At 40.3% G+C, this 24,388-nt stretch carries 24 protein-coding genes and 1 pseudogene; 3 read left to right on the top strand and 22 right to left on the bottom strand.

The genetic code is table 11. The features are described 5' to 3' along the window. Positions 1-7: 7 nt before the first annotated feature. Positions 8-1,042 (bottom strand): hypothetical protein, encoded by a 1,035-nt coding sequence (locus tag AC0VYC_RS08185; protein WP_335350595.1) that lies wholly within the window; start codon positions 1,040-1,042, stop codon positions 8-10. Between the two features lie 5 nt (positions 1,043-1,047). Next, entirely contained in the window at positions 1,048-2,277 is a 1,230-nt protein-coding gene (locus AC0VYC_RS08180) for a methionine adenosyltransferase (RefSeq protein ID WP_178930150.1), read from the bottom strand. Positions 2,278-2,386: 109 nt separating this feature from the next. On the opposite strand from AC0VYC_RS08180, the gene AC0VYC_RS08175 reads away from it, so the two are divergent. Continuing rightward, positions 2,387-3,469: a serine hydrolase domain-containing protein gene (locus tag AC0VYC_RS08175; protein WP_335350596.1), complete on the top strand. Its 1,083-nt coding sequence runs from the start codon at positions 2,387-2,389 to the stop codon at positions 3,467-3,469. On the opposite strand, the gene AC0VYC_RS08170 is transcribed toward AC0VYC_RS08175, so the two are convergent. Genes AC0VYC_RS08170 through AC0VYC_RS08155 form a run of 4 tightly spaced genes read right to left on the bottom strand, consistent with a single transcriptional unit; the run spans position 3,466 to position 7,421 of the window. Continuing rightward, the gene (locus tag AC0VYC_RS08170; RefSeq protein WP_144678812.1) at positions 3,466-4,635 is read right to left on the bottom strand and encodes a phosphoenolpyruvate carboxykinase (ATP); all 1,170 of its coding nucleotides are present in this window, start codon (positions 4,633-4,635) and stop codon (positions 3,466-3,468) included. The two genes, AC0VYC_RS08175 and AC0VYC_RS08170, sit on opposite strands and share 4 nt — an antisense overlap. A 23-nt stretch (positions 4,636-4,658) precedes the next feature. Next, positions 4,659-5,804: a nucleotidyltransferase domain-containing protein gene (locus AC0VYC_RS08165; protein WP_144678813.1), complete on the bottom strand. Its 1,146-nt coding sequence runs from the start codon at positions 5,802-5,804 to the stop codon at positions 4,659-4,661. Between the two features lie 5 nt (positions 5,805-5,809). Continuing rightward, on the bottom strand, positions 5,810-6,388 hold the full coding sequence (locus AC0VYC_RS08160; protein ID WP_096881410.1) for a CYTH domain-containing protein: 579 nt from the start codon (positions 6,386-6,388) through the stop codon (positions 5,810-5,812). A gap of 19 nt (positions 6,389-6,407) precedes the next feature. Further along, the gene (locus tag AC0VYC_RS08155) at positions 6,408-7,421 is read right to left on the bottom strand and encodes a hypothetical protein (RefSeq protein ID WP_475389870.1); all 1,014 of its coding nucleotides are present in this window, start codon (positions 7,419-7,421) and stop codon (positions 6,408-6,410) included. Positions 7,422-7,522: 101 nt separating this feature from the next. On the opposite strand from AC0VYC_RS08155, the gene AC0VYC_RS08150 reads away from it, so the two are divergent. Further along, positions 7,523-7,783: an acyl carrier protein gene (locus AC0VYC_RS08150; RefSeq protein WP_041507289.1), complete on the top strand. Its 261-nt coding sequence runs from the start codon at positions 7,523-7,525 to the stop codon at positions 7,781-7,783. On the opposite strand, the gene AC0VYC_RS08145 is transcribed toward AC0VYC_RS08150, so the two are convergent. From AC0VYC_RS08145 to AC0VYC_RS08130, 4 genes and pseudogenes are all read right to left on the bottom strand, one after another. Then, complete coding sequence (locus AC0VYC_RS08145; RefSeq protein ID WP_475390029.1) at positions 7,770-8,633, bottom strand: ABC transporter ATP-binding protein; 864 nt, start codon at positions 8,631-8,633, stop codon at positions 7,770-7,772. The genes AC0VYC_RS08150 and AC0VYC_RS08145 overlap by 14 nt on opposite strands. 51 nt (positions 8,634-8,684) lie before the next feature. Further along, positions 8,685-9,385, bottom strand: a pseudogene (locus tag AC0VYC_RS08140) (ABC transporter transmembrane domain-containing protein); the annotation flags it as partial. Positions 9,386-9,480: 95 nt separating this feature from the next. Next, positions 9,481-11,250: an ABC transporter ATP-binding protein gene (locus tag AC0VYC_RS08135; protein WP_340959631.1), complete on the bottom strand. Its 1,770-nt coding sequence runs from the start codon at positions 11,248-11,250 to the stop codon at positions 9,481-9,483. Positions 11,251-11,423: 173 nt separating this feature from the next. Beyond that, positions 11,424-12,344 carry an aminoglycoside phosphotransferase family protein gene (locus AC0VYC_RS08130; protein WP_335350599.1) on the bottom strand — a complete coding sequence of 307 codons (921 nt, stop codon included), beginning with the start codon at positions 12,342-12,344 and terminating at the stop codon, positions 11,424-11,426. Between the two features lie 170 nt (positions 12,345-12,514). On the opposite strand from AC0VYC_RS08130, the gene AC0VYC_RS08125 reads away from it, so the two are divergent. Continuing rightward, entirely contained in the window at positions 12,515-12,778 is a 264-nt protein-coding gene (locus AC0VYC_RS08125) for an acyl carrier protein (RefSeq protein WP_052463354.1), read from the top strand. 52 nt (positions 12,779-12,830) lie between these two features. Here the strand turns inward: AC0VYC_RS08125 and AC0VYC_RS08120 are convergent, their stop codons facing one another. The 12 genes from AC0VYC_RS08120 to nusA form a co-directional block, all read right to left on the bottom strand. Then, the gene (locus AC0VYC_RS08120) at positions 12,831-14,063 is read right to left on the bottom strand and encodes a M16 family metallopeptidase (protein WP_041090488.1); all 1,233 of its coding nucleotides are present in this window, start codon (positions 14,061-14,063) and stop codon (positions 12,831-12,833) included. Positions 14,064-14,096: 33 nt separating this feature from the next. After that, positions 14,097-15,050, bottom strand: coding sequence for a polysaccharide deacetylase family protein (locus AC0VYC_RS08115; RefSeq protein WP_417894595.1), 954 nt, complete (start codon positions 15,048-15,050; stop codon positions 14,097-14,099). A 125-nt stretch (positions 15,051-15,175) separates the two neighbouring features. Next, the gene (gene pnp / locus AC0VYC_RS08110) at positions 15,176-17,293 is read right to left on the bottom strand and encodes a polyribonucleotide nucleotidyltransferase (RefSeq protein WP_007499522.1); all 2,118 of its coding nucleotides are present in this window, start codon (positions 17,291-17,293) and stop codon (positions 15,176-15,178) included. Between the two features lie 183 nt (positions 17,294-17,476). Beyond that, entirely contained in the window at positions 17,477-17,746 is a 270-nt protein-coding gene (gene rpsO, locus AC0VYC_RS08105; RefSeq protein WP_008354438.1) for a 30S ribosomal protein S15, read from the bottom strand. Between the two features lie 155 nt (positions 17,747-17,901). Beyond that, entirely contained in the window at positions 17,902-18,852 is a 951-nt protein-coding gene (gene ribF / locus AC0VYC_RS08100) for a bifunctional riboflavin kinase/FAD synthetase (RefSeq protein WP_178930143.1), read from the bottom strand. Between the two features lie 18 nt (positions 18,853-18,870). Then, the gene (truB, locus tag AC0VYC_RS08095) at positions 18,871-19,800 is read right to left on the bottom strand and encodes a tRNA pseudouridine(55) synthase TruB (RefSeq protein WP_268382638.1); all 930 of its coding nucleotides are present in this window, start codon (positions 19,798-19,800) and stop codon (positions 18,871-18,873) included. Between the two features lie 68 nt (positions 19,801-19,868). Continuing rightward, a complete protein-coding gene (gene rbfA / locus AC0VYC_RS08090; RefSeq protein ID WP_007499525.1) occupies positions 19,869-20,219 on the bottom strand; it encodes a 30S ribosome-binding factor RbfA in 351 nt (116 codons plus the stop codon). Positions 20,220-20,236: 17 nt separating this feature from the next. Beyond that, positions 20,237-20,515, bottom strand: coding sequence for a DUF503 domain-containing protein (locus tag AC0VYC_RS08085; RefSeq protein WP_017359071.1), 279 nt, complete (start codon positions 20,513-20,515; stop codon positions 20,237-20,239). Further along, complete coding sequence (infB, locus tag AC0VYC_RS08080; RefSeq protein ID WP_007499526.1) at positions 20,512-22,632, bottom strand: translation initiation factor IF-2; 2,121 nt, start codon at positions 22,630-22,632, stop codon at positions 20,512-20,514. The genes AC0VYC_RS08085 and infB overlap by 4 nt, the downstream gene beginning before the upstream one ends. Positions 22,633-22,651: 19 nt before the next feature. Then, on the bottom strand, positions 22,652-22,954 hold the full coding sequence (locus AC0VYC_RS08075) for a YlxQ family RNA-binding protein (RefSeq protein ID WP_007499528.1): 303 nt from the start codon (positions 22,952-22,954) through the stop codon (positions 22,652-22,654). Beyond that, the gene (rnpM, locus tag AC0VYC_RS08070; RefSeq protein WP_008344742.1) at positions 22,947-23,231 is read right to left on the bottom strand and encodes an RNase P modulator RnpM; all 285 of its coding nucleotides are present in this window, start codon (positions 23,229-23,231) and stop codon (positions 22,947-22,949) included. Before rnpM ends, AC0VYC_RS08075 begins: the two co-directional genes overlap by 8 nt. Before the next feature lie 15 nt (positions 23,232-23,246). Further along, the gene (gene nusA / locus AC0VYC_RS08065) at positions 23,247-24,362 is read right to left on the bottom strand and encodes a transcription termination factor NusA (protein WP_007499530.1); all 1,116 of its coding nucleotides are present in this window, start codon (positions 24,360-24,362) and stop codon (positions 23,247-23,249) included. Positions 24,363-24,388 lie beyond the last annotated feature (26 nt).

The raw sequence follows: 24,388 nt of genomic DNA, 5'->3' as shown, positions 1-24,388 counted from the left end.
CCCCCTGTTACAGAACACGTTCATGCTTTTGAATGTCGTTTCTCACTTTTGTTAACAGATCTAATGATTCATCCCAATTGAGGTTTTCAGTTAATTCAAATACTGGTACTTCGCTTGAATGAATGGACACATCTTCACATAACAGATCTAGTGATTCCTCCGAAAAGCCATTTTTCTTTAACAACTGGCCAAAAAGTGTATGTGCGGGAGTCAGCCTTGTTTCAGGTGTACGAAAATAGTGAATCATTCCCGCCATTGCTTCTACAGGTCCTGGTGACAGGTGAATGCCATTAAATCGAGTACACACGTTCGTTAAACCAAACTGTTTTTGCTCCGACAGCAGCATGTGTTTAAAAGAACCTGCTTTTGCCTCTTTAGGGTCCGTTGCACCGATAAAGTCTTCTCTTAACATCCTCATGGGCTTCTTTGAAAAACATTCCATGACGATAATAGACTTTGCAGGTGCAGTGAACCACTCAATTTGACAAGGGTGGAATGAATTGAGCAGAAGCATCTGTTCTCCATCCACCTCGGCCTTTATGGCGTATGTGCCCGCACCTAGCTTGTCCACCTTCATGTTCCGTGTAAGAAGCTCTAAACCATATGGCGTAAGCTCTTCGTACTTTTGTAAAAATTGATGGCCTCCATATATGAAATGTTCCTTCTGTTTAAACTCTGGATATTTAAAGAACAGCATCTTTTTTGCCGTATCTGACAATTCACTCAGACCGTTTTTAGAGATTTTGTTCAGCATCCCATATTGTTTTTCTATTATTTTCTTTTCTTTCAAATATAAGGATGATATAACGCGCACGGCTCCTATTTCTATATCATGATTATCTAAGCGTAGGAAAAGTTCATCTAGTATTCGATCAAGCTGTACACCTTTGTGGATACTGGTTAATTCAGGCTTTAGCATCAATAGAAGATGATGTTGATTCAATTGTTGGTGTTTTTCAATTTCATATGGATGAATGGTCACTGCCATGGGTTCTTTTGTATGAATACATGCATGAACGGCATCAATGACTTTTTCTTTCATCCTAATTACCACATTGTCACGCCTTTAAAAATTAAATCTTTTGTCACATCGCCCATCGAATGAACCGCATTCATGACAATGTCTTCAATTCTCTTTCTATCCACTTCATTTCCATCCCACTGTTCAATACGGACGGCAATTTCATCAGGGTTGTGGAGCGGTGCTTCTTTTGAAGTAAAGATATGCACTTCTGTTGGCTTTTGAATGGTCTCAAAAATTTGATCCGCCAATCGTTGTGCGAGCACTCCATACAATTTCCCTGTATGATCAAGCGGGTTTTTACCAGCCGGCGCTTCAATACTCATAGACCGCATTGGGGTGATCAGTCCATTTAATCGATTTCCTCTTCCAACAACACCTACATCGCCTGTATCTGCTACAGAACCAAGTGCTGTTAAGTACGGGCGACCATTGCGATCTGTTGCGTTCAGCATAAGATCAGGGGTAAGTCCTAACGTTTCATGAATATAGCGAGCAATTTGATCCTGACACTCTTTTTTACGGGCAAAATATTCCTCAAGACTATGAATATCTTTTGCTAGAAAAGGCATGTTTACTATGAGTTTGAAATCTTCATGACGTCTGCTTCCAAATATTTTCACATCCCAGCCGGTATCTGGGTTCACCTTTTTAAATTCTGGTCCATTCACATAACGCTCTGTATAGAGAACGAGTTTCTCAAGACGGCTTAACGGGGCATGAGCATGCAGTAAATTACAGTCATTTGAAACAAGCTTTGGATTCCCGATCTCGATCATGTCTGTTTCAACCATCGGACGATATCTTGAATTTTTACGGCCTGCCCCTTGATGATCAACAATACGGCAGTCAATGACGAGATGTTCGTCAGCATCAAATCCGGTCGTCACCTCTGATAACACATCTTTGGCTGCATCGAAAAGAATCTTTTTAAGAGGAATCGGCTCATCACCGTATGCGTATGCCCCTTTTCCAGCAAACACAACTTGATAAGGTTTGACCATTGTTCCTTTCCCATACGTTACATCAGCATCTCCACCAAGAAGCATCACTTTGTCAAACCAGTGGTGTGCTACTCTGCCGAAATGCTCCATGCAATATTGAGAATAATATTGAGAAGCTCTTTCTGCGATGGCGTCACACATCGTATCTGGATGCCCTACTCCTTTACGTTCTACAAGCTCATATGGAATTTGTTCGATATCCTGGCCATCGCCTTTTAAAATATCAAGAATGGTTTTTTGAATTGTTTTCATTATCAATCGCCCGCTCTCTTTTAAAATATAAAAATATTGATCCTTTACCTTAAAACAACATGAAACATTTGGTAATATATATATATTCTGTATGAAAGAGGTGTCTATTTTGATCAATGAATCGATCCTACAACGCTTGCAAGATACAACCACTGATATTAAGAAGTTATTGAATCAACATCAAATTCCTGGCTGCTCTATTTGTATTTCTCATGAAGATAAGCACATTTGGTCGTGGCATGAGGGCCTAGCTGATATTGAAAGCGGCACCCCTGTTACAAAAGACACAACCTTTCGAATTGGTTCTGTGACTAAGCCTTTTACTGCAATGGTCATGATGAAAATACGAGAGGAAGGATTGATTCAACTCGATGAGCCTATTCATACTTACGAACCTTTACTATCTTTCATAAAAAGTCACATATCTGAACCAATTCCACTCACTTTCCGAATGATTGCCTCTCATATCTCAGGCCTGCCCAAAATACTCGATAAAGCAACTCATCTGCGAGATATGACATTAGCTCAGTGCATGGAAATACTGACTATTTTTACACCGCCTTGGTCTATCATCAATTATTCCAGTCTTGGCTATTCAATCTTAAGTAAAGTACTAGAAAAAGTGAGTCAACAGCCATTTAGAGAATTAATGCATACCCACATACTAGAACCGCTCGATTTGCAGCAAACTGGATTTATTGAAACTGCTTCGACAGCCAAAGGGTATACCCTTTCTTCCTCTGGTCTTTCCGGCATATCTTATCCAAGTGCTGAAACACCATCTTGGGAGGACGGTTCAAGCGGACTATTCTCTACAGCAGACGATTTGATTCGATTCATTCAAGCTCAATACGACGGAAACCGTCTGCTTCATCAGCATTCGCTAAAAGAAATGCAAAGCCCCGTTATGGTTGAAGAAGATTTCACTAGAGGTGTTGGTCTTTCATGGTTTTTGAGACCTTTTAACGGATTCACCTTAGCTGAACATAGCGGAGAAATTAAAGGCTTCACCTCCTATATTGGCTTCATTCCAAAGCGTAAATTAGGTGTTTGCATTCTCTTAAACTCTGACGAAAGGCTCGCACGGCCGATTGCCGACATGCTCTTTCAAATCATGCTGCCAGCAGATCACGAACAGATGAAAAAGCGTGAAGACCGGCTCAAACGAATGTTTAGACAATCGTCTCTTTAAATGGAACTCACTTTTTTGTTTAATAAATCTGGAATCGCGTCCTGCAGATACCGCGGATCACCCTCTAAATAAAAACATGGCATATTGAATAAATGATGGATCAGCTCAGATGCCTTTTGTTCCAGAAAGGTATCTGACACATGCCGAAGGCCGAGCCAGCCTTTTAAATAGTCAGGATCTTCTGGTTCTCTTATATTGGCGACCATGATATCTTTTGCTCTCTGATCATCTTTTTTTACTGGTACAAGCCTGATCTCACCTGATCCTATTTTGAGTGAAGGGAAAATCACCATATTTACTTTCGTAGAGCTCCGAATCGTTGTTCCTGTCATGTCAGCAGCTTCTTTTGGTGTAATTTCAAACTTACAGCCGCTCGCCCATTTTTCTTTTGCCTCTTCCTCTGTTGATATGGTTTCATCCCATATTCTTTTATCTTGAGACCGGCTGAATTTTTTGTTTTTCAGTTCCTGTATATTTGTTGTGGCTTGGACGGTTCCTACTCCAAGCGCCAAGCACATCGGCCATCCATACACAGTAAGCTCCTGATCTTCAAGCACTGAAATGGAACGATCGTTTGTGATAAAATCTGCTCCTCCATGATGCAAAAACTGCCACATAGTGGTTGACTTCCCGGCACCTTTATCGCCAATAATGAGCGCTCCTTTTTGGCCATCTTCAAAAGAGACAGCCGCTGCATGCGTAAAGCATCCACCTTGGTTTTCTAATGTTCTAAGGGCAATTTCTCGAACGATTCGCAGTGGACAGCGTATCGCAGATTCATTATTGTTTTTTCCAATCACAGCATAACGCCCTTTAAAGACCGCCACACTGTGCGGCTCGTCACCTTCATGCGAGGCAAACAATACTTGATCGTCTAATTTCAATCGTTTGTAAGTAAACTTCCTTTTTGCTGTAATCGTTTCACCCTTTTGAAAGCACGCATTACGAACGGACTGTTCAAGCTCAGGATCAATGATGAACCTTATATCAATCTGTGAAGGCATATCCCCCACATGGCTGTCTGGTTCTTTCGGGATATAATGTTCGATATCTTCAATTGCCAGCGATTCGGTTGATAAAATGTGAAAATGAATACCTGCAAACACAAATGATTTTTCATAAGGAAAATCGTTCTTTGGCTTTTCAAAAAGCGCTTTTATCTCCATATAGAATCCTCCTCTTCATTTTGCTACTGCCTTTCAGGGAACAGCTGTACGACAGGCTCCTCTTCAAGCTCATCACGATTATCCAAGCTGAAAAAACGCTCAACAAAAGATTTTTTCCACATTTTCGAAGAACCAAAATCATTTTCTCCATAGGTTTCTAAGAACGATTGGTCACTCATGTCTAACTGCTGCAATTGATCGATATAGTTCGTTTGATACAATAAATCTACAAACGTAAACGTGTAAAAAAGTGCTTTTTCGGCCCCTAATTCCTTCGCTCTTGCTTGCAAAGCATGCCAATCAAGTTGGTTTTGCTCTTCAGCAAACTTGACGTACTCCCTTACATCGCAAAACTTAATCAAATTGAGATCTGCATGTAAATAGACATACTGCACATTTGTTGCTTCCTTGTATAAATGGAAAGCAAGATGAATGAGAAAATCTAAAGGTTCAAGCATATAAGTATCCGTTTGCAAAAATGACTTTTCATTAGCAGCATCTAGCAAGGCATTTGTCGCGTCGTAGTTTTTTTTCAGCTCAACATCGTATGAAAAATCAACACGGTGAACCTTCAAAAAGTCTTCTCCGCTCCGTTTAATATGTGAATAAAGATTCCCGGCATTCATTCTCCACATCATTTCTTCTTCTCGAGAAATCGGTATTTCTTGATCGGTTGCCCAGTCATATTTACCGATGATAAACCCTTCCTCCTTAAGCAATGAAGAAGCTCTTTTTCGATCATCTGGATGAATTAAGAAATCAATGTCTGACATCATTCGGAGTCCATAATCTTTGTAAACAAGAGGCGTTAAAATGGCTCCTTTAAGAGGGACTGCTTTCAGCTTTGCTTTTCGAAATGTTTGTAAGAGACGCTTTAATTCCTTGAATCTCTCCATATTTTTTTGACGATTCCCGATATAATGATAATGAAGTAAAAATTTATAAGTTGTCGTGATTTTTTTTTCATCATCAAGGCGAATCAAATGAGGCGTCATCAGTTGAAGCACCTTATGTCTTGATGCAAGTCCAATCAATTGAGGTACATCGATGCCGTCTTTTAATACCTCTCTCATCAACTCTTCTTCTTTTTCATTTAATTGAATACGTGAGCCAAGTAATAGTAGCCTCTCTTCATTTGAGAGAGTGGATTGATCCAAAACAGCCCGCATGTGGATTACTCCTTCCCGTATAGTGACTTAAATCTAGTGATAAATCGAGAGCGTTTCCCTTTTCGATTGACTGGTATGTCCAAATCATCCGTTAGTCTATGAAACCATTGAGCTGCCTCATATGCTTTTTCACTGTCATATTCAATTTCTAATTCATGATCTGTGATGCCAAGATAACTGCTTTGATCCAGATCCACTTTGATGCCTGTCTCGATATAAAAGGTAGTTCGTTCAGTAACCAATAGTCCTAACAACTCTGGCTGTTCAGTCATTGTAAAAGGTAAAGACGTTACGATGTTCTGTACATCTAGTTTTTGCGGTAGATCCTCAATAGGAAATGACTTTTCTTCTCTTACTCTTTTATAACCAGACGTTTGACTGGGACATTTGATCTCAAGTGTTCGTTTGCCGCTGGTTTGACGGACCCGTACGGTATAGCCATATCGTTTTAATAAAAAATCTGAGGTGTCATAATAGTAATTGAAGTTCATTAAATAAGTGGGTTGATGATTTTGACTTAACATGTTGTAGATGTGTTGAAAATCTGTTTGTGACAACAAATATTTATACTCCTGCTCAACCATGACTCACCTCCAAAACGTCTTACACGACCATATCGGATTGTTCAAGAAGCTCTTGAATGAGAAAGGTTCCTTTCTCTAAAGAAGTAAATGCCTGTTTTAATGAATAACAAGGGATCTTTTCCGCTAGATGTTCAAGAAATGGTTCTAGCGCTTCGGGTGTCGGTAAAGTGAAATATGGTAAGAGGAACTCATTATGTCTTCCAGGATTGATGACTGCGTGCTCCTTTAGACGTTCCGCTGCTTCATGTGAACTGATTTTCGAAAGTGTGGCGCCCGTTTGCCCATGAGGTAAAAACTCAGGAAACACCATGACATCAATTTTCCCCATTGTTTTGACTTCACGTGAAAACCATTTTTCTAATTCCTCCGGATAGACAAAATGATAGTTCTTATCATCTTCATTAAATGGGTGACTCGATGTTTGAAGTCTATATGGTGTACCAAGCTTTTCAATGGCTTCAAAAGAATCTTTCCGAATACTCATAGATCTCGGCCAACCAGTTCCTTTGTACTCGTTGTTCGTATATGAAATCCCTATATCATCGTTTGTGATGTACGTTGCATCGGTTAAGGATAACAAGGATAAAATGGTGGATGTTTTGCCCGCTCTTGATCCGCCTACTAGTGCAATCCCTTTTTGATTCATCTCCATCATGCCGCCATGCAAATAGACAAGTCCATCCTGATAACACAAAAGGCGAAGCAATACTCTTATTAAACGCAGTGCGTGTTGTGCTGTCCATCTGACATCTTTTGGTTCATCTATTACAACGACTTTCTTCTCTCCGTGATACAGGTAGCGGCAGCGAGGTTCCATCTTGGTTTGATAAAAGACTTCTTCAAGTGGCACTTCTGTTTGAATGTCTTGTGCATATTTGCTGGTTAAAATCGTCCAAACGTCTCCTTCAAGTCTGTCTGTTATTTTGCTGCACTCAACATAGGGATGTACTTTACTGATGACTAAATTCTGAACTGATTCATCTGCCCCTAATACCACACGAACATTATTTTTTTGATAGCTTACATATGACAATGAATGCCACCCCTTATGATAGATTGATAAAAACAATTGCAATTTTCTCCTTAATCCACCAAAATATAACATATATTAATCTTTTAGAAAGGAGCCACGACATGAATGAACTGACACGAACAGAAGTTGAAGAAAAAATTGTCCAACTTGTGATGAATAAGTTGTCGCTCACTGAGCAGCCAGGCCTTGATGATAGTTTAAAAGCTTTAGGATTAAATTCTGTCCAAATTGTCTCTTTTGTTATTTCATTAGAGGACACCTTTCACATTGCGTTTGAAGACGAAGAATTACACCCTGACCACTTCCGCACCTTAGATCGACTCTTTACTTTGGTCAAAACCAAACTGACTAAGACGCTGTGATGACCTGCGCCATAAATAAAGAGCGGTAATGCGAGGAGGCTTCCATCAGCTCCTCATGAGTACCGCAGCTTTGAACGGCACCGTCTTCAAGTACATAGATCATATCTGCATTTTGTATGGTCGATAATCTGTGTGCAATCACAAGCAATGTGCTTCCTCCTTTTGCATCGTCTATCCCTTTTTGAACCTGCCTTTCTGTCTGCCGGTCAAGGGCCGATGTCGCCTCATCTAATATCAGAAAATCAGCCTGTTTTAAAAGCGCTCTAGCGATAGCTAAACGCTGGCGCTGTCCCCCTGACAAGGAGATTCCCCTCTCTCCAATGACTGTATCAAATCCTTTTTCAAGTCCTTTAATGAAGGGAAGAATTTGTGCAATCTCACAAACCTGTTCAAGTTGTTCTTCAGTAATATCAGTTAACCCCATGATGAGATTGAGGCGTATGGTGTCTGGGAAGAAATAGGGTTCTTGCGGGACAACGGCTACCCGTTTTAAGAAATGAGATGGCTCTATCTCTGATCGTTCAACGCCATTTACTAAAATGTTTCCGCTATCCGGTTGATAAAGTCCCAGTGCCAGCTTTGAGATAGTCGATTTCCCGCTGCCGCTCGCTCCAACAATGGCCACTTTTTTTCCTTTTTGAATATGAAGATTCAAGTCGTTTAAAGCCCCTTTAGATGTTTGTTCATAAGAAAAACAAACATCTTCAAACACCACATCTTCCACAGAATGTATTCGCTTCGTTCCTTTTTCTTCGTTTTCTATTTGCAGTACTTCTGCAATTCGATGAACAGATGCACGCTGCTGGAAAAATTCAAATACATACTGGAATAACTCCTGATAACTTTTCATTAATTGAGAAGCATATTGGTAAATGACGACAAACAAGCCGATTGACATGTTTCCTGCTGCTACTTGATATGTGCCAAACACAAGCACAGATAGTATTCCAAACCATTTCAATGGTTCTGTTAAAAATAGAAGCTTATTTTGAAACTTACCTTCTTTTATGACACGATCCATCATGTTGTTAAATAGCTTTTCATACAAACCGATTTCCCATTTACGTCGATCAAATGCAACCACTTCTCTTGTAGAAGAAATTCCTTCTTCGACATGCACGAATAGATCGACTTTCTCTCTTGCACTTCTTTTGCGATGTTTGTTGCCGTTTTCGCCATTTTTTTACCGACAATGAAATAACATGTACTTGCAAAAAGAAGCAAGAAAAATAATACAGGACTCACAGATAGTAAAATGATCGATAAAACAACGGCCATAAAAATGGTTTGTACAATCTTCGGTATATGTAAAGCAGCTGTGACAGCGACTGTCTTTACATCTTGGTTAAGCTTGTGTAGATAATAACTGACTGGATGAATTTTATATGATCTCATCGATACTTGCTGAAGCTGATCTAACATCTTTCTCTGTAATGAATGGTGGATGGTAAGGTAGTTTTTGTGCATCACATATGGGCTGGCGACAAACATGACAACATAGACAAGAAAAATGATGGCAAACAGCATCAAGATATGGGGGAAATGTTGATTTCCGCTATTCAAAAGGACATCGTCAATGAGCCACTTTTGCAGCCCAATCATGGCTAAATTAGCTGCTGCTTCAATCAAAACGAGTAAAAGAGCGAGGATGAGCATCCATTTTTGCTTTGTGATCAAAAGAAACAGCCAATTTTTCCTCATGTTACACCTGCCTCCTTTTCTGAGCGGTCAGACGCCAATTGATAAAAATGTCCCTTTTTTCTCATCAATTCATTAAAATGTCCAGTTTCTAACATACGACCGTCTTCTATCAAAATAATTCTGTCAAAATGTCTTACAGTAGATAAACGATGAGCGACTGCAATGACAGTAGATTCCTTAAATGTTTGATGTAATGCCTGCTGGACTTTTTGCTCGCTGACACTGTCAAGAGATGCTGTTGCTTCATCGAGTAATACAACACTTGGATTCTTAGCAAATAGCCGGGCAATGGCGATCTTTTGCTTTTGACCACCAGATAGTTTTAATCCTCTTTCCCCAAGTATGGTGTCGTATCCGTTTTCTAGTTCTCTTATAAATGAGTCGCAATCTGCTTTTTTAGCGGCTTCAATGATCTGTTGATCTGAAAGACTTGTATCTCCAAAACGAATATTGTCCTTTACACTCATATTAAATAAAAACGTTTCTTGAAAAACAAACCCCATCGCACCTCTTATTTGACTAGTAGATAAACAGCGCAAATCAACTCCATCAAGTGTAATCATCCCAGATGAGGGGTCATAAAAGCGTCCAATTAATTTAAGAAGCGATGTTTTCCCTCCACCGCTCGTACCGACAAGCGCCACTTTTTCACCACGCCGAATATGTAGATTCATCCCCTTTAATAAAGGAGGATGATTGGGATAATGAAAATCAACGTCATGAAACACGATATCGCCTTCGACTTGATCAAGCAGCATAGGCTGATGAGGCTCTCTAATATCGGGTGTTTTTTTCATAAAATGATATAAAGGTTCAATTTGAAAGGTTAAGATTCGTTGTTCTGTTAGAAGTGTGACAATAGAAGTAAGCATATGCATTGCTGAAAAATAATATAGTATATATGCCACAAAACCGCCTGTCGTCAGCTGGCCATTATTTACAAGGTAGATGCCGAGAGCAAATGTAGCTAGAGCACCAATATAATAAGTGAGCCTGCGGTTGCTTCCCCGTAAGTAAGCAAAAAAAACATTTTTTTCATGATCTTGGCGGACCTGTTCATGCAGCTTTTGAATCCGCTCCATGTCCCAATTCATATAACCTAAAATTCTAAGCTCTTCCATTGAAGCAAGACTTTCGTATAATTTTGTTTGCAACGTGCGAAAACCTTCTGCACTTTGTCTTCCGTAGATCGTTGCCTTTTTTTCAAGCCAAGGTCCAAAGATATAGTAGAGAATAAAACTTGGAATGATGATGAGAGTGAGTAAGATAGAAATTTGTATCATAAAGTATAGTGAGATGGCGATAAATAGTGTCTGATTGATAAATTGTGGGAAGTAGCGTCTGTAAATTTCTTGTACAGCTCGTGTTTGTGTGTTAACAAAGGAGAGTGTTTCACTAACAGAATGTTGTTCGTAGTATGAGAAACCGAGTTGACGGATTTGCTGGAAGGCAGCAAATTGTGAATCTCTTGAGGCTTGTTCGATTAATTTTCTTTGCCATAAATTTCGTGCAGCTGTCAGTATAATACCAAGTGCTATCAAGCCAGTCAGGCCTAACAATAATCCATTCATTTTAGAAAAGTCTTTTGCTGGCAAAATCGTTTCAATAAAGTATTGAATAAATTTAGGTATAATGAGTTCGCTCAAGGTAATAACGAATCCACTCATAATGACTAGAATCACTTTACCTGTATAAGGCTTTAAAAATGAGAGTGTCCATAAATATACACGCCATAGCTGCTTTGAATCTTTGTCGATTTGTTTCAATCCATCACCAGCCTTTTGCTCTTTTTCAACAAAAAACGGAATTTTTTTACAACTTTTTCGATCCTTGTTAGGATTATATAAAATGTTTCTACTCATGACAATGTGTAATTTGTATCATTATAACAGAAAAGGCAGCGACTTCCATCACCGCCTAATCGTCCTATATTTCACTTTTATCTAGTGATACGCGTATACCAATGAGGTTCTATTTGACGAAAATAATCGTGATCTTTTAATACATTTTCTAGTCTTTCAATCATCTCATCCATTTGACCTGGATCAAATTTAATGACCCACATAATCGATGAAAAGATGCTCATTGCGACATATACAGAGTAAAGCTGCCAAAAATCAGCTGGTATTTCACCATCAAAATACCCATTGATTTGACCAGCCGCAAAGACTTCACTTGTTTCTCTACTGAAAAGAGCTACTTTATAAAAATCATGAATGGGGTCTCCCCAATCAAAATTATTAAAATCAATAACGCCTGCATATTTATCATTCTTTATAATAATATTCCCTAAATGAAAGTCATCGTGCTGAAATTGGTTAGGCCTTCCCTTCACCTTATCGATGTGCTGTGCGATAAACTGCGCAACTTTTTCATCCCCTTCTATGGAGATACCGCTTTCCCGATAAGCAGTTAAATATCGATGATGCTTTTTCACAACACGCTCTTCCCAAGGTTCGATATGTGATGGCGCTGGATATGTATGCATGTTTCGTAAATCCCGTCCTGCACTTACCCCGATCGCATACTGCTGTTCTTCTGTTAACTGACTCATGATTTCTTTTGCTTCTTGACCTTCTACAAACGATAAAATATAGTACACTTGCTGTGTTTCATCTAGAACACCCATTTTCACTGGATCAGCACACTGAACACCGTGACGTCTTAATTGGGAAAGGAGCTCAAATTGCGTCTTTATTTTGTCATATTGGTCTTGATCTGTGAATCGAAGGACATACTTTTCACCTGATGACATCGTCACGACCCATTTTTCATCTCGAGAATAGCCTTTATCAATCTGGTTTATGGAGATCGCTTTTTTTAATAAGGGAATGTGCTGCACAAGGTCTGTTTTATTCATGGATTGATCCATCCTTCCCAGTCTCTTTTCTTCTCACTCTACCAAATTTTTCATTTGAAGAGAATGATCAACAATTCCTATTTATATCGAAACTGCTTTACAATGTTTTTCCATTCTAATATAGTTAATTTATGTAAAGAATAGAAAATTTGTAAAGAGGAGCGTTGCAGATGAATGAAACGACGGATGCCCTTTCACTATCAAGTCAAGTAAAGGATTTGGTCCTGCGTTCTTTGGACGATGATAGCAAGATTTCTATTGGTGCAGATGAAGAGTTAACAAATCACGGTCTCGATTCAATTAAAGCAGTTTCACTCATTTTGGAATTAGAAGAGGTTTTTGATATTCAATTTGCAGATGAGGAACTATTGACCGAGCACTTTTCGACAATCAATAAAATTGTTCATCAGCTGCAAAACAAGTTAGCTGATTAATCTTTAGACATGAAAAAAAGGCATCTCTTTTAAAAGACATGCCTTTTTTTGATTAAGCAGAAGGTACATCACCCGTTGGACTAATAAGCGAGAGAGCATAATCTTCTGTAAAGATTCTTTTCGATAAATTGTTCACGCCGTCTAATGAGACGCGATTGATTTCATCAATAATTTCATCAAGCGTACGATGTTTGCCAAGGAGTAATTCATTTTTACCATTTCGGCTCATCTTGCTGTTTGTGCTTTCAAGACTAAGCATGAGGTTGCCTTTCATTTGCTCCTTAGAGTTTTCAAGTTCTTTCTGCGTAATTCCCTCACGTTTTAAGACGTCTAATGTTTGTAAGATGGTTTCAGATAGCAGATTCAGCTGTTTCGCTCCAGTTCCACCATAGATCGTCAGCATTCCGTTATCTGCAAATGAACTATGATAGCTGAATACAGAATACGCAAGTCCTTTATCTTCTCTTACGTCTTGGAACAACCGGCTGCTCATGCTACCGCCTAGAACATTATTTAAGACGATTAAGTCATAGATGCCCTGATCTCCAGCAGGAAGTCCGTTAAAGCCCATGCAAAGATGCGCCTGTTCTGTTTCCTTTTTGCGTGTCAGTTTGTCATAGTGGAATTGCGGTGCTTCGACAGGCTGCTTTTTCCCCTTTCCTTCATACGAGCCAAATAATGTTTCGACCTCACGAATGAAGGTGTCATCGACGTTCCCTGCTACAGAGATGACGACGCGATCCGGCGTATAGAATTCGTCCATATATTTTCTAAGGGAATCACCGTTAAAAGTAGAGAGTGTTTCCTCTGTCCCTAAAATCGGATAACCTAATGAATGATCACCGTAAATGGCTTTGCTTAACAAATCATGAACGATGTCATCAGGAGTATCTTCATACATTTTAATTTCTTCATAGACCACATTTTTTTCTTTCTTCAGCTCTTCTTCGTCAAAAGCAGAGTTGAAAAACATGTCACTCAACACATCGAGGGCATACCCAGCATGTGAATCAAGTACCTTTGCATAATAGCAAGTATATTCTTTTGACGTAAAGGCATTCACTTGACCACCAATGCGGTCAAAGGATTCTGCGATATCACGTGCAGATCTCGTCTTTGTTCCTTTAAAGAACATATGCTCTAAAAAGTGTGAGATCCCATTTACTTCTGGTGTCTCATGTCTAGAACCTGTTCCAATCCAGACGCCAATTGCGACAGACCTTACAGTGGGATTGTTTTCAAGTACAATTCTTACTCCGTTTTGGCATGTATACGTTTTGACCAAGTTTTGCTCCTCCTATTCAACAAACAGATCGCATCACGGATGTCTTTTTTCACTTAGGAGGTCAGAAACCGTTCCTAATTCATATCCTCTTTCTTTGATTTGAGTGATAAGTGCGTCAAGACTTCTCGCTGTTGCGTCTGTTGGATGCATTAATATCATCGCCCCATTGTGAATTTTCCCAAGCACTCGTTTTTGTAATACAGCTGGTGATGGTTTTTGCCAGTCGATCGTGTCTACTGTCCACATAATGGTTTCCATTCCTTCTTGTTTCGCAAGCTTTACTGTTTCTTCTTTAAAGCTGCCACTTGGAGGCGCAAACCATATCGGTTTTTTCCCAAGGGATTCTTCAATTTGGCGATTTGTTTTAATCATCTGCTCTAATGCTCGTTCTCTTGTCAGTGTGCGCATATCCGGGTGATTGTATGAATGATTTCCAATTTCATGACCATCTGCCACGATTTTTTTAGCAAGGTCTGGACTGTTTTTCACCCATTTGCCTTCTAAGAAAAAGGTTGCCTTCACTTGATGCTTTTCTAGTGTATTCAACATTTTTGTTAAATGCTCGTCGCCCCAAGCTACATTGATCAGGAATGCATTCATCTTTTTGTCTGGATGTCCCTTATAGATAGGTTCAGCACCAAGTTCATGTAAATGGATAGATGGTTCTGTTTCTTTAAAAACAAGCAGCTTTTCATCGAAAGAGCCCTGTTTTTTCATTTTTTCGTAAGAAGCATCGATATCGACTGTCTGTCCATTTAAACCAGGCATCTTTTTCCACACTTTATCAATCTTAGCATTTTGCGGCTTCTCTTCATAGTCAGAAGACTTCGATTCGATCTCTTGATACAGAATATCTTTTGAAACAGATGCTACCTCGGCGTGCTCTTTCATTGAATTCATATATGTAACAGCAGCCGGCTGCTTCATCGTTTGATATGACACGAGCAGTAAAAATACAAACACAAAGAATGGTATCGTTTTTTTCAATGGTTGTCCCTCCCCTTTACCACAAATTATGATAGGGAGAAACAAGCTAGAACTATTGTTACGCGCAAGAAAAGAAAGAAGCCTGGCACGGATACCTGGCTTCTAACACATTTTATTTGTTCTCATTAAGACTGCTTTTCTTCTTTTTCCTTTTCTTCACGTAAAACAGCTTTACGAGAAAGGTTTACACGGCCTTGTTTATCGATCTCAGTGACTTTGACGAGTAGCTCGTCACCAATCTTCACGACATCTTCTACTTTGCCAACACGTTCAAGTGCAAGCTCAGAAATATGAACAAGTCCATCTTTGCCGCTGAAGATTTCAAGGAAGGCACCGAATTTTTCAATTCGTTTTACTTTACCTAGGTAAAGTTGGCCAACTTCAACTTCTCTGACAAGATCTTCAATGATTTTCTTCGCTTTTTGGTTCATGTCTTCTTCAGTAGAAGAGATAAAGATTGTACCGTCTTGTTCAATATCAATTTTCACACCGGTATCTTCAATGATTTTATTGATTTGTTTACCGCTTGGTCCAATGACATCGCGAATTTTATCTGGATTGATTGTCATCGTTAAGATTTTTGGTGCATAACGCGACAATTCTCCTCTAGAAGCTGGAATCGTTGACAGCATGCTATCTAAAATTTCCATTCTTCCTTTTTTCGCTTGTTGAAGTGCTTCTTCTAAAATGTCTTTTGATAGACCATCGATTTTGATGTCCATTTGAAGCGCTGTTACACCTTTAGATGTACCTGCTACTTTAAAGTCCATATCTCCAAGTGCATCTTCCATTCCTTGAATGTCTGTCAGCACTGTGTAGTATTCACCAGATTTAACAAGTCCCATTGCAATCCCTGCAACTGGTGCTTTAATTGGAACACCTGCATCCATCATCGCAAGTGTGCTCGCACAAATACTTGCTTGTGAAGTAGAACCGTTTGATTCTAACACCTCAGATACAAGGCGAACCGTATAAGGGAAATCTTTTTCAGATGGAATGACTGGCTCTAATGCACGTTCGCCTAGCGCACCATGTCCAATCTCACGACGGCCTGGACCACGCATTGGGCCGGTCTCACCAACACTGAATTGCGGGAAGTTATAATGGTGCATGAATCGCTTAGACTCTTCAACACCAAGACCATCAAGAATCTGTACATCACCAAGTGCACCTAATGTACAAATACTGAGTGCCTGTGTTTGGCCTCTTGTAAACAATCCTGAACCGTGCGTTCTTGGTAGAAGTCCTACTTCTGAAGAAAGTGGACGGATTTGATCGACGCCGCGTCCATCTGGACGTACTTTCTCTTCAGTAATAAGGCGGCGAACTTCGTTTTTCACAAGCTTATTTAAGACATCCTTCGCTTGTTTAATCGTTGCTTCGTCACGCTCTTCTTCTTCAAATTTTTGAACGACAGCTTTTTTCACAGCACTGATGGCATCTTCACGAGCATGCTTCTCATGTACTTGAATCGCTTTCAGTAGATCCGCTTCAGCAAGTTGTTTTACTTCCTCTGCTAATGCTTGATCGACTTCATATAAAGGAATATCGATTTTTTCTTTACCGACAGCTTTCACAATTTCTTCTTGGAATTCGATTAAGCGTTTGATCTCTTGATGGCCGTACATGATGGCTTCAAGCATTGTTTCTTCTGGTACCTCATCAGCACCAGCCTCTACCATGTTGATTGCATCTTTTGTTCCAGCTACAACAAGGTTGATATCGCTTTGTTCAAGCTGCTCAACATTTGGGTTGATGATGAGTTTTCCATCTACTCGTCCTACTGTCACGCCAGCGATTGGTCCCTCAAATGGAATGTCAGACACACATAAAGCTAAAGATGAGCCAAACATTGCAGCCATTTCAGATGAACAATCTTGATCCACACTCATGACAATACTAATGACTTGTACTTCATTTCTAAATCCGTCTGCAAATAGTGGACGGATCGGTCTGTCAATTAAGCGGCTCGCAAGGATTGCTTTTTCACTTGGGCGGCCTTCTCTTTTAATGAAACCACCAGGAATTTTACCAACTGCATATAATCTTTCTTCGTAGTTTACAGTGAGCGGGAAAAAATCAAGTGGTTTTGGTTCTTTAGAAGCTGTTGCTGAGCTAAGCACAGCCGTATCTCCGTAGCGTACGAGAACCGCTCCGTTTGCTTGCTTTGCAAGCTGGCCAGTTTCAACTGTCAATTGACGTCCAGCCCAGTCTATGGTGAAGACTTGTTTCTCTTGTCCCATTCTGAGATAAACTCCTCTCTTGTCGTAAAGTTTTTAGGTTATTTCTTATTATGAACAAAATGATTTTCACATATCAATGTGAAAGCTGTATGTAGAAGGGTTTTTGCCATTCTTTCAACATTTTAACCATAAAATATTAGTGATTATACGATAAAAAAGCGGGAATCCTCCCGCTTTTTACGATTATCGACGTAAGCCTAGTTTGTTAATTAACTCACGGTAACGAGTTACGTCTTTATTACGTAGATACGTAAGAAGATTACGACGTCTACCTACCATTTTCAAAAGACCGCGACGTGAGTGGTGATCTTTCTTATGAGTACGTAAATGCTCGTTCAAGTTGTTAATTGATTCTGTTAGGACAGCGATCTGAACTTCTGGAGATCCAGTATCAGATTCGTGTGTTTTGAACTCATTAATTAATTGAGTTTTACGCTCTTGAGTAATAGCCATCCTGTTTCACCTCCAAATCATGTTAGCCCCATCTACCTCGCAACCGTCGGTGAAGTCGGCCTGCCAAGTAAGTGGTTTTAAAGCTACAGGAATTATCATACTAAAAATATGCCGATTTTGCAAATGATAGAGCGGTTTTTCTGCGATTTTTTTGTTTAATGAAGATGATCTTGAAAAAACTGAATCGCTTCTTCTTTATCTTGACTAATTTGAGCCGTTAATTCTTGGATACCGTTAAATTTTTGTTCACTGCGAATCCGTTTGTACCACTGTAATTTAATCGGTTCACCATAAATTTCTTCGTTAAAATCAAAAAGGTTCACTTCAATCGCAGGCTGATCAGGACGTTTTTCATAAAATGTTGGTTTGTAGCCAACGTTACAAACACCGTCATACACCTTGCCTTTCACTTCCGCTCTCACTGCATATACGCCTGTTGGCGGGATGATGTATTCAGCAGATAAACCAACATTGGCGGTTGGGAAGCCAATCGTGCGTCCTCGTTTATCTCCATGAATGACAATGCCTCGCAGCTGATATGGTTTGCCTAAAAGCTCACTCACATATTCAACGTCTCCATTTTTCAATGCGGAACGTATAAGGGTCGAGCTGACTTTTCGGTCTTGGTTGGAAAGCTTAGGTACAATGGTCGCAGCAATCCGCCCTTTCCCGTATTCGTCAAACGTTTCCATTGTGCCTGCACCAAACCGGCCGAAGGTAAAATCGAAACCAGCGACTGCATGCTTCACATTCAGTTCGTCCAAATATTGATCGACAAACTCTTGAGGAGACAGTGCTGCAAAGTTTTCGCTGAATTGCACAATGTATAAGTAGTCAGCACCTAATTGTTCGATAAAATCAATCTTATCCTCAAGCGGTGTGATTAAGTCTTTTGGTTCACGTGCTTTTTGGAGAACATGTGATGGATGCGGATGAAAAGTCATAACAGCTAGAGCTAAACCCTCTTTTTCCGCAATGTTTTTCGCTGCATCAATCACTTTTTGGTGTCCGAGGTGAACACCGTCAAAATACCCTAAAGCCATCACAGACGGGACTTGATCCTTTTGATTCAATGTATGTGGGTGTGAAATATGTATAGTCTTCACGAGATGGTCACCTTTTCTTTAAGATTGCTTGTCCTGTGATAAAATCTTCGCCGGCTTCATCAGGTTCTGTTTGGTCGGGTGCTTCATATAAATCGCCATACAACGGCCTGAAGGAGCAAAGACAGCGACACGATCTTCCTCTGCAAAATGAGCAAATTCATCAGGCATAGGTAGGACTGCACCGTTTTCCACTTTACTTGCTAATGTATCATTTATCTCCCATTTCGGCAAATGATTGAGCGCACGCTCGATCGGCACAAGATGTTCCTCAACCGTTCCTTCCTCACTGATCTCCCGCAACTCATCAAGAGTGATACATTCATCTAACGTAAAGTCACCAGATCCTATGCGAATGAGGTGAGACATGTGGGCTGGAAACCCAAGTTTTTTTCCAATATCGACGGCTAACGTTCTCACATATGTGCCTTTTGAACACAGGACGGTGAATCTAAAGGATACCTTTCCATTTTCAAATGTGACAGGTGTTGTCCGCTCGATACGATGAATGGTAATTTCACGGCTTGGACGTTCAATTTCAATGCCTTGCCTTGCATATTCATAGAGCTTTTTTCCGCCAATTTTGACAGCAGAAAACATGGGGGGGATCTGTTCAATGGTTCCTTCAAATTGTTTCAACGCAGCATCAATGTCATCTTCTGACATCGGTAACGGCACCTTTTTTTCTTCTACTACTTCACCTGTTTGGTCTTCTGTCGTTGTAGAAAATCCAATGGTGATTTCCGCATCATACGTTTTCGATTTATCTGTTAAGTACTCCACAATTTTTGTCGCTCGTCCAATACAAATAGGCAGAACACCTGAAACCTCTGGATCGAGTGTCCCTGTATGTCCCACTTTTTTTGTGTGTAAAATCTTTCTCACTTTAAACACACAGTCGTGAGAGGTCATGCCTCTTTCTTTATGTAATAAAAGAACACCGTTTTGCACCTGCGTTCTCTCCTTTCATAAACGATGAAAAAGGACAGACGATCATCGCCTATCCTTATTTCAACGTCTTATTCGTGATCTTTTGTGTTTAGTTCAGCAATCAGGCTTTCAATTCGGTTACCGTAATCTACAGACTCATCGAATTCAAAGTGAAGCTCTGGTGTTTTGCGAAGTCTGATTCGATTGCCAATTTCAGAGCGGATATACCCTTTCGCCTTTGCAAGGCCTTTTAAGGTTTCCTCTCTTTTCTTCTCGTCGCCAAGAACAGAAATGTAGACTTTGGCAATTTGCAAATCACCGGATACTTCAACATCCGTTACAGTCAAAAAGCCGATTCTTGGATCTTTTAGCTTTCTGCCAAGGATGTCGCCTAATTCTTTTTTCATTTGCTCACCCACACGGGTTGCTCTCATACTCATGATCTTATCACCTCTAGTTAAAACCACTCAGTTTTCGTGATCGTTCGTTCAATTTCCGGAAAAGAATCAATAAAGCTTAACACACGCTGAAGTTCCTTTTCCACTTGAACCCGGGAGGAGGAAATAACGGCGATTCCGATCGAAGTACGCTGCCATGTATCCTGATAGTCCATTTCAGCAATGGTCACATTGAATTTATGGCGCGTTCTTGTCATGATACGCTGCAGAACCGCACGTTTTTCCTTCAGTGAGGATGCATCATAGATCATACACTCACACTCGGTATAACCGATCATTTTCTTTCGATTTCTTGCATAACGAATGATTCCATGACATCACCTTCACGGATATCATTGTATTTCTTAATGGTAATACCACATTCATAGCCTTGTGAAACTTCTTTCACATCGTCTTTGAATCGTTTTAATACGTCGACTTCGCCTTCAAAGATGACGACGCCATCACGAATTAAGCGGATACCACTGTCTCTAGTAATGGTACCTTCAGTGACATAGCCACCAGCAATTGTACCGATTTTTGATACTTTGAACGTTTGACGAACTTCAACTTGACCGATGACTTTTTCTTCATATTCAGGGTCAAGCATCCCTTTCATCGCAGCTTCAATTTCATCGATGACTTTGTAGATGATGCGGTGTAAGCGAATATCTACGTTTTCTGTTTCAGCTGTGCTCTTCGCATTGCCATCAGGACGTACGTTAAATCCGATCACAATCGCATTAGAAGCACTTGCTAAAATGATATCAGATTCTGTAATCGCTCCAACACCCGTATGGATGATTTTCACTTTGACGCCTTCTACTTCAATTTTTTGAAGAGCTGCCGTCAGTGCTTCAGCAGAACCTTGTACGTCTGCTTTTACGATTAAGTTGATATCTTTCACATCACCTTGTTTGATTTGCTCAAATAGGTCATCGAGAGATAATTTCGCTTTGTCTGAACGCTGTTCATCAAGTTGTTTAGACGCACGCGCCTCACCGACTTGACGAGCTGTTTTTTCATCTTTGAATACGAGGAACTGATCCCCTGCATGCGGCACATCATTTAAACCAGTGATTTCAACAGGTGTAGATGGTCCTGCAGTTTTCACGCGGCGTCCGATGTCATTGACCATTGCACGTACACGGCCAAATGTATTTCCGACAACGATTGGGTCACCTACTTGAAGTGTACCAGTTTGAACGAGAAGGGTTGCAACAGAACCTCTTCCTTTATCAAGCTCAGCCTCGATCACAGTTCCTTTTGCCGCACGATTTGGGTTGGCTTTTAATTCTGCTACTTCGCTGACAAGAAGGATCATTTCGATCAATTCGTCAATGCCTTCACCTGTTTTTGCAGATAAAGGAACGAAAATGGTTTCGCCGCCCCAAGCCTCAGGTACAAGACCATGCTCAGTTAATTCCTGCATCACGCGGTCTGGGTTCGCTGTTGGTTTGTCAATTTTATTGACAGCCACAATGATTGGCACCTCTGCCGCTTTTGCGTGGTTGATCGCTTCAATCGTTTGCGGCATGACACCGTCATCTGCTGCAACGACCAAGATCGTCGTATCTGTTACTTCAGCACCACGTGCTCGCATCGTAGTGAAAGCTGCGTGTCCTGGTGTATCAAGGAATGTGATTTTCTTGCCGTTTTCTTCAATTTGGTATGCACCAATATGCTGCGTAATTCCACCCGCTTCGCCTTCAACAACTTTCGTTTTACGAATGCTGTCAAGAAGCGTTGTTTTCCCGTGGTCAACGTGTCCCATGATCGTTACTACTGGAGGGCGTACTTGCATATCTTCTTCTTTATCTTCAACTTCATACTTTTCAAGTTCAGTTTCTTCTAAAATGATCACTTCTTCTACTGGAACACCATATTCAGAAGCAATTAATTCAACTGTATCTTTGTCGAGCTCTTGGTTGATCGTAGCCATGACACCAAGCATCATCAGTTTTTTGATGATTTCAGCAGTTTCTTTGCCAAGCTCGTCAGCAAGCTGGCCGACTGTCATTGAATTTGTAAATTCAATTTTTTCAGGAAGCTCTTTTTTCGGCTTCACAGGTCTTGCTTGCTGATGCTGCGCCTTGTTGTTGCCGCCACGTTTATTTTTGTTTTTGTTTTGGTTGTTGTTTTTTTTGTTTTTATTAAATTGATTATTCTGCACGTCATTCTTCTTTCTATCATTGTTTTTGTTAGATGATTGTTTTTTTTGTTCTGCGGGTTTCTCGTTAGCTGTCTCTTTTGCTTTGGCTTTTTTATAGATAGCGTCTAGCTTTTTCACAGTGTCGTCTTCAAGCGTCGCCATGTGGTTGTTCACTTCCACGTTCATATCCTTAAGCGCTGCTATAATATCTTTACTTGAAACATCTATGGCTTTTGCGTATTCATATACTCTCACTTTAGCCATTCGTTCACCCCCAAATAAATTAATCGAGCAAGCTTATGAGCTTCTTAGCGAAGCCTTGGTCAGTGACAGCGACAACTACGCGAGCTTCCTTCCCAATAGAACGTCCGAGAACGGAACGGTCTTCAACTTTTCTAACCGGAACATTGTAAAATTTGCATTTGTCAGATACCTTTTTCTCTGTGTTGGATGAGGCATCTGCTGCAAGAAGAACCAGCTTAGCACGCGCATGTCTAATTTCTTTGATCACCAGATCTTCTCCTGACACGACTTTACGAGCTCGATTTGCTAGACCAAGCAAAGGATACCATTCAGATTCAGTCATTAGGTTTTTTCACCTTTTCAGCTAGTTCTAGTAATTCTTCAAAAATGTGTTCGTCAATCTGTGTCTGAAATTGCTGCTGTAAACTACGTTTGTTCTTCGCCGCAAGAATGGTTTCTTTATCGAGAGAAAGGTAAGCGCCCCGCCCGTTCATTTTTCCGGTTGCGTCAACAGACACTTCACCTTCTTTTGAACGAACAACGCGAATCAGTTCTTTCTTTGGTTTCATTTCTCCCGTCACGACGCATTTTCTAAGCGGGATTTTTTTTCGGCTTTTCACCTTTTATATCACCTCTTATTCGTCAGATTCCTCAGCTACTGGTTCAGCCTCTAAGAAAAGAGATTCAGAGTCTTCAGTTCTTGGGAAAATACCGAGTTCTCTTGCATCTGTTTCGCTTTTAATGTCAATCTTCCAGCTCGTTAGTTTCGCTGCAAGACGCGCATTTTGACCTCTTTTGCCAATGGCTAATGACAGCTGATAATCAGGGACAATGACAGTTGTCGCCTTATCTTCTTCATTTACAATGACATCAAGAACTTTTGATGGACTTAACGCATTGGCAACAAATTCAACCGGGTCATTAGACCAATGAACAATGTCAATTTTTTCGCCTTTCAGCTCATTGACAATTGCTTGTACACGCTGACCTTTAGGTCCTACACAAGAACCAACTGGATCAACATCAGGATCATCTGTACGAACAGATATTTTAGAACGGTCCCCTGCTTCTCTAGCGACAGATTTAAGCTCTACAGTACCATCATAAATTTCTGGCACTTCGATTTCAAATAAACGCTTTAAAAGACCTGGGTGTGTTCTTGATACATAAATTTGTGGTCCTTTTGTTGTTTTTTCTACTTTCGTAATGAACACTTTAATGCGGTCATGTGGTTTGTAGTCCTCATTTGGCATTTGTTCGTTGACCGGAAGAAGGGCTTCGATTTTGCCAAGTGACACGTAAATGAATTTACTGTCAATTCGCTGAACGATTCCCGTCATGATGTCTTCCTCACGATCGATAAACTCAGTGTAAATCACACCTCGCTCTGCTTCTCTCACTCGCTGCGTCACGACTTGTTTCGCTGTCTGAGCTGCAATGCGTCCGAAATCTTTTGGTGTGACTTCAATTTCAACCACGTCACCAACCATGTAATTCGGGTTGATATTTGCTGCATCATCTACAGAGATTTCAAGACGAGAATCATACACTTCATCTACAACATCTTTTCTTGCGAATACGCGAATCGTTCCCGTTTCACGGTTTAAATCAACACGCACATTTTGTGCTTGGTTAAAATTACGCTTGTATGCAGAAATGAGTGCAGCTTCTATCGCTTCAATAATAATTTCTTTACTAATGCCCTTCTCTTTCTCAAGAACAGTCAGGGCATCTAACAACTCACTACTCATTTTTATGGTTCCCCCTTATATCAATG

The sequence above is a fragment of the Bacillus sp. iso_77 genome (assembly GCF_056173625.1).
Note: the sequence above shows the minus strand (reverse complement) of the source record. Positions and strands in the feature narration are given on the sequence as shown.

Bases quoted from the DNA above. Each gene is read 5' to 3' on its own strand.
- AC0VYC_RS08185 (WP_335350595.1), bottom strand. From the start codon at position 1,042: ATGAAAGAAAAAGTCATTGATGCCGTTCATGCATGTATTCATACAAAA.
- AC0VYC_RS08180 (WP_178930150.1), bottom strand. From the start codon at position 2,277: ATGAAAACAATTCAAAAAACCATTCTTGATATTTTAAAAGGCGATGGC.
- AC0VYC_RS08170 (WP_144678812.1), bottom strand. From the start codon at position 4,635: ATGGAGATAAAAGCGCTTTTTGAAAAGCCAAAGAACGATTTTCCTTAT.
- AC0VYC_RS08165 (WP_144678813.1), bottom strand. From the start codon at position 5,804: ATGCGGGCTGTTTTGGATCAATCCACTCTCTCAAATGAAGAGAGGCTA.
- AC0VYC_RS08160 (WP_096881410.1), bottom strand. From the start codon at position 6,388: ATGGTTGAGCAGGAGTATAAATATTTGTTGTCACAAACAGATTTTCAA.
- AC0VYC_RS08150 (WP_041507289.1), top strand. From the start codon at position 7,523: ATGAATGAACTGACACGAACAGAAGTTGAAGAAAAAATTGTCCAACTT.
- AC0VYC_RS08145 (WP_475390029.1), bottom strand. From the start codon at position 8,633: ATGAAAAGTTATCAGGAGTTATTCCAGTATGTATTTGAATTTTTCCAG.
- AC0VYC_RS08130 (WP_335350599.1), bottom strand. From the start codon at position 12,344: ATGAATAAAACAGACCTTGTGCAGCACATTCCCTTATTAAAAAAAGCG.
- AC0VYC_RS08125 (WP_052463354.1), top strand. From the start codon at position 12,515: ATGAATGAAACGACGGATGCCCTTTCACTATCAAGTCAAGTAAAGGAT.
- pnp (WP_007499522.1), bottom strand. From the start codon at position 17,293: ATGGGACAAGAGAAACAAGTCTTCACCATAGACTGGGCTGGACGTCAA.
- rpsO (WP_008354438.1), bottom strand. From the start codon at position 17,746: ATGGCTATTACTCAAGAGCGTAAAACTCAATTAATTAATGAGTTCAAA.
- rbfA (WP_007499525.1), bottom strand. From the start codon at position 20,219: ATGAGTATGAGAGCAACCCGTGTGGGTGAGCAAATGAAAAAAGAATTA.
- AC0VYC_RS08085 (WP_017359071.1), bottom strand. From the start codon at position 20,515: ATGATCGGTTATACCGAGTGTGAGTGTATGATCTATGATGCATCCTCA.
- infB (WP_007499526.1), bottom strand. From the start codon at position 22,632: ATGGCTAAAGTGAGAGTATATGAATACGCAAAAGCCATAGATGTTTCA.
- AC0VYC_RS08075 (WP_007499528.1), bottom strand. From the start codon at position 22,954: ATGACTGAATCTGAATGGTATCCTTTGCTTGGTCTAGCAAATCGAGCT.
- nusA (WP_007499530.1), bottom strand. From the start codon at position 24,362: ATGAGTAGTGAGTTGTTAGATGCCCTGACTGTTCTTGAGAAAGAGAAG.